Below are 5281 nucleotides of genomic sequence, written 5' to 3'. Positions count from 1 at the left end.
GTTCAGCACCCGACCACGGCCACCGGTCACGCCTCGGTCAGCGCATTTTCTGCTGCGCGTCGGTCAGCTTGGCCTTCACCGAAGCCTCGGTGACCGGCTTGCCACTGGCCGCGTCGGCGAACAACTCCTTCATCGCGGTGCCGACCAGGGTCTCGAAGGTGCTCTCATCGGGCACCTGCGGCAGCGGGGCCGCGGTCGTGACCAGGGTCTCCTGGATGTTCTTCTGCTCCGTCGCGCTGAACGCCGGGTCAGAGGCCGCGGTCTTCACCGCCGGCAGCGAGCCGTACGTCTTGTTGAGGAGCGTCTGCTCCTCGTCGCTGGTCATGAACTTGACGAAGCTCAGCGCGCCGTCCTTGTTCTTGGTGTGCTTGAAGACCGCCATGTTGATCCCGGCGACCATGCTGTTGACCTTCTTGCCGCCGGCCGGCGGGCTGGCCAGGAACGGCACCGGGGCCACCCCGTACGCGTCGGCGGGCATGTTCTGCGTCTTCAGGTTCGACCCGGCGGACTGCCACAGCAGCATGGCGGCCTTGCCGTTGGCGAAGTCGGAGACCGACTGGTTCTGCGCGTACTCGGCGTTGCTCGGGTTGGTGATCTTGTCGGCGGCCATGAAGTCGATGTACCGCTTGATCGCCGACACGTTCTGCGGGGTGTCGAAGGTCGGCTTGCCGGCCGAGTCGAACCACTCGCCGCCGTACTGCTGGCTGAAGGTGAACGCGTGGTGGGCGTTCTCCGACGGGTTGGCGCCCTCGATCGCCAGGCCCCACTTGCCGCCGGTGCTCAGCTTCTTGCCGTACTCGACGACCTGCTCCCAGGTGGTGGGCGGCGCGGTGATGCCGGCGTCGGCGAACGACTTCTTGTTGTAGTACAGGCTGTACGCCATGCTGTAGAGCGGCACGGCGGCCGGCGGCTTGCCGGGTGCGCCGGCGGCGGCGAGCGCGGCGGGCACGATGCGGTCCTTGCCGCCGACGGCCTGCAGGGCGGCGTCGTCGAACTCGACCAGCGCGCCGGTGGCCTGCAACGACGCCGACCAGGTGTTGCCGATGTTGACCACGTCCGGGCCCTTGCCGGAGGCGGCGGCGGCCAGCAGGCGGTTGAGCAGATCCGACCAGGGGACCACCTCGACGGTGACCTTGATCCCGGTCTGCTTCTCGAACTTGTCCAACTCCGGCTGGAGGATGGTCTTGTCGGCCTCCAGGCTGGCGCCCTGGTTGCTGGCCCAGTAGGTGAGTGTCTTGGGTGATGCGGCGGAGTCGTCGCCGGAGCCTCCGCAGGCGGTCAGCGATGCGGCCGCCAGTACGGCGGCGGTGAATATCCCGAGGTGTCGTCTCGACACGGGTCAGCCCTTCCGGTGCGTGGTGGGGGTCCGCCGGCATTCGTCACCGATAGGGGTCGGGTGACGGGGGCCGGCTGCGGACAGGGTTCGGGGGTGCGCCGTCGGGGTCCGTCGGCGTTTCCCGGGAGTTACATCACGGCTTAATTTATGTCGTCATTAAAGTTGCTGGCAGGTGGGTCGTCAAGCACGAGGCGGTTACAGTCGCCTCGAACGGCCGACGGGAACGAGGTGACGAGTGGAGCTGGCGCGTGCCACCAACCGCAGCGTGCGGTTGCGCAACCGGTCCGCCCTGCTGACCAAGCTCTTCCTGGACGGCCTGCTCACCCGGCAGGACCTGGTGCGCAGCACCGGACTGAGCCAACCCGCGGTCAGCAACGTGGTGGCCGACATGATCGACGAAGAGCTGGTCGCCGAGGCCGGCGCCGCCGAGTCCGACGGCGGCCGGCCCAGCATGCTGCTGAGGATCGCGCCCCGCTTCGCCTTCGTGATCGGCGTGGACGTCGGCGAGACCCGGGTCCGGGTGGAGCTGTTCGACTTCGCGATGACCCTGCTGGCCAGCATCGAGTACCCGCTCGACCCGGCCCGTACCGAGCCCGACCTGGTGGCCGGGCACGTGCTGGCCGGCATCGACGCGGTCACCGGCCAGGCCGGGGTGACCCCCGGTGACGTGCTCGGCGTCGGCATCGGCGTCTCCGGCGTGGTCGAGCAGGGCGCCGAGGCCGTCGTGCACGCCCAGGCCCTCGGCTGGGACCGGGTGCCGCTGGAGCGTCTGATCGGGGCCGGCACCGACCTGCCGCTGCACATCGACAACGGCGCGAAGACCCTGGGCCAGGCCGAGATGTGGTTCGGTGCCGGCCGGGGCGCCCGGCACGCCGTCTTCGCGCTGGTCGGCTCCGGTGTCGGCGCGTCGGTGGTGACCAACGGCGCCACCTACCGGGGCGCGTCCAGCAGCGCGGGGGAGTGGGGGCACACCACCCTTGTGTACGGCGGCCGGGTCTGCCGGTGCGGCGCGCGCGGTTGCCTGGAGGCGTACGTGGGGGCGGAGGCGATCATCGACCGCTACCGCGAGGCGCGCAGGGGTCGACAGGTGCCGGGCGAGGACGAGGAGTCCCAGATCGCCGCGCTGGTCGCCGCCGCCGAGACCTCGGCCACCGCCCGACGGGTCCTGGAGGACACCGCGGGTTACCTCGGTGCCGGGGTGGCGAACCTGATCAACCTGTTCAACCCGGAGCGCGTGGTGCTCGGCGGCTGGGCGGCGATGGCCCTCGGCGACCTGCTGCCGGCCGTGCGGGAGGCTGCCGGTCGGCAGGCGCTGCGCCAGCCGTACGAGCAGGCGTCGATCGAGCTGTGCCGGCTCGGGGTGGACGCGGTGGCGTTGGGCGCGGCAACCCTCCCGATCGCCCGCTTCCTCACCGAGGGTGGCGTCCGACGCTGACGGAGCACGACTCCGCAGGCCGACGGCAAATTACCCAAAAAGAATCCTCGGGATAAATAACGAAGTTATAGATCGATGTCTTGACGCCGCCGCAATCTCGCCGCAACACTCCTACGAGAGCGCTCTCCTCCCCGCGGCACCGCGTCGGCGGCACCATCCACGGCGTCACGGGCGAGTCCGATCCCATCCGTGCGGCAACCCGTAACCCCCTATCGACAGGCGATGTCATGACATCTCGTGCTACATCCGTACGCCCGCGTCCCCGGGTCGTGCGCCACCTGCTCGTCGGGCTCACCGTGGCCCTGGTCGCGGCGCTCACGCCGACCGGAGCCACCGCACCCGCGCAGGCCGCCCCCGTCCTGCTGTCCCAGGGCCGTACGGCCACCGCCTCGTCCACCGAGAACGGCGGAACCCCCGCCGCCGCCGCTGTCGACGGCAACACCGGCAGCCGCTGGTCCAGCGCGTTCAGCGACCCGCAGTGGCTCCAGGTCGACCTGGGCGCCCGGGCCACCATCACCCAGGTCAACCTGCTCTGGGAGGGCGCCTACGGTCGGGCCTTCCAAATCCAGACCTCCGACAACGGGTCCACCTGGACCACGATCTACTCGACCACCACCAGCACCGGCGGCACCCAGAACCTCACCGTCTCCGGCGCCGGCCGCTACGTCCGCATGTACGGCACCACCCGCGGTACCGGCTACGGCTACTCGCTCTGGGAGTTCCAGGTCTACGGCGAGAGCGGCGGCACCAACGAACCCCCGGTGACGCCCACCGACCCGTACAACCCGAACCTCGGGCCGAACACGTTCGTCTTCGACCCGAGCACCCCGACGTCGACCATCCAGAGTCGACTGAACACCCTCTTCACCCAGCAGGAGACCAACCAGTTCGGCCCGCAGCGCTACGCGGTGCTGTTCAAGCCCGGCACCTACACCGCCGACGTCAACCTCGGCTTCTTCACCCAGGTCGCCGGCCTCGGCATGAGCCCCGACGACGTCAACCTCAACGGCCACGTGCGTACCGAGGCGTTCTGGTTCGGCGGCAACGCCACGCAGAACTTCTGGCGGGCCGCCGAGAACCTGTCGGTCACCCTGCCCGCCGGGCAGACCGTGGAGCGCTGGGCGGTCTCCCAGGCGGCGCCGTACCGACGGATGCACCTGCGCGGCGCGCAGAACCAGATCCAACTCTGGAACGGCGGCGACGGCTGGTCCAGCGGCGGCCTGCTGGCCGACACCCGCATCGACGGCCTCGTCGTCTCCGGCTCGCAGCAGCAGTGGTACTCCCGCAACAGCGAGTTCGGCAACGGCTGGACCGGTTCGGTGTGGAACATGGTCTTCCAGGGCGTCAACGGCGCTCCCGCGCCCAGCTTCCCCAACCCGTCGCACACGGTGATCCCGCAGACCCCGCAGGTACGGGAGAAGCCGTTCCTCTACGTGACCGGAAGCGGTGAGTACCGGGTCTTCGTGCCCGCGCTGCGCACCAACTCCACCGGCACCAGCTGGTACAACAAGACCCCGGCCGGCTCGTCCCTGTCGCTGTCGCAGTTCTTCGTCGTCCAGCCCGGCACCAGCGCCGCCACCATCAACACCGCCCTCGCCCAGGGCAAGCACCTGCTCTTCACCCCGGGTGTGCACCGGATCACCGAGCCGATCCAGGTCAACCGGGCCGACACGGTGATCCTCGGCCTCGGCCTGGCCACCATCCAGGCCGACAACGGCACGGTGGGCATGCGGGTGGCCGATGTGGACGGCGTGAAGGTGGCCGGCATCATGTTCGAGGCCGGCACCACGAACTCGCCGGTGCTGATGGAGGTCGGTCCGTCCGGCTCGTCCGCGAGCCACGCCGCGAACCCGACCTCGCTGCACGACGTGTTCTTCCGCATCGGCGGGCCGCACGTCGGCAGGGCCACCAACACGTTGACGGTCAACAGCGACAACGTGATCGGCGACCACATGTGGTTGTGGCGGGCCGACCACGCCGCCAGCGGCGTACCGACCGGGTGGACGCTGAACACCGCCGACACCGGGCTCACCGTCAACGGCGACAACGTCACCATGTACGGCCTCTTCGTCGAGCACTACCAGAAGTACCAGACGATCTGGAACGGCAACGGCGGGCGGACGTACTTCTACCAGAACGAGCTGCCCTACGACGTGCCGAACCAGGCGGCCTGGATGAACGGGTCGACCCGGGGTTACGCCGCGTACAAGGTCGCCGATTCGGTGACCAGTCACCAGGCGTACGGGCTGGGTAGCTACAGCTACTTCAACGTCAACCCGGCGGTGGTCGAGGAACGGTCCTTCGAGGTGCCCACCAACCCGAACGTGCGGTTCACGAACATGGTGACCGTCTCGCTCGGTGGCGTCGGCACCATCAATCGGGTGATCAACAACGCCGGTGGCACCGCGAACGCGGCCAACCAGACGGTGTACCTGACCACCTACCCCTGACCGGGGCGCCCGCGCCGGCCCGGTCCGCTGTGACCGGGTCGGCCGGGTGGCACCCAGGGC

3 protein-coding genes are annotated in these 5281 nt (G+C 69.4%); 2 read left to right on the top strand and 1 reads right to left on the bottom strand.

Annotated elements, in window-relative coordinates; translation table 11 throughout:
- Positions 1–37 precede the first annotated feature (37 nt).
- Positions 38–1336 (bottom strand): sugar ABC transporter substrate-binding protein, encoded by a 1299-nt coding sequence (locus tag AB0B48_RS31770; protein WP_357208066.1) that lies wholly within the window; start codon positions 1334–1336, stop codon positions 38–40.
- A gap of 235 nt (positions 1337–1571) precedes the next feature.
- On the opposite strand from AB0B48_RS31770, the gene AB0B48_RS31765 reads away from it, so the two are divergent.
- Both AB0B48_RS31765 and AB0B48_RS31760 read left to right on the top strand, forming a co-directional pair.
- Positions 1572–2771: an ROK family protein gene (locus AB0B48_RS31765; RefSeq protein WP_357208063.1), complete on the top strand. Its 1200-nt coding sequence runs from the start codon at positions 1572–1574 to the stop codon at positions 2769–2771.
- Positions 2772–2998: 227 nt separating this feature from the next.
- Entirely contained in the window at positions 2999–5221 is a 2223-nt protein-coding gene (locus tag AB0B48_RS31760) for a discoidin domain-containing protein (RefSeq protein ID WP_357208060.1), read from the top strand.
- The last annotated feature ends 60 nt before the right edge of the window (positions 5222–5281 follow it).

The organism is Micromonospora sp. NPDC049089, assembly GCF_040648775.1.
Classification (GTDB): domain Bacteria; phylum Actinomycetota; class Actinomycetes; order Mycobacteriales; family Micromonosporaceae; genus Micromonospora.
Note: the sequence above shows the minus strand (reverse complement) of the source record. Positions and strands in the feature narration are given on the sequence as shown.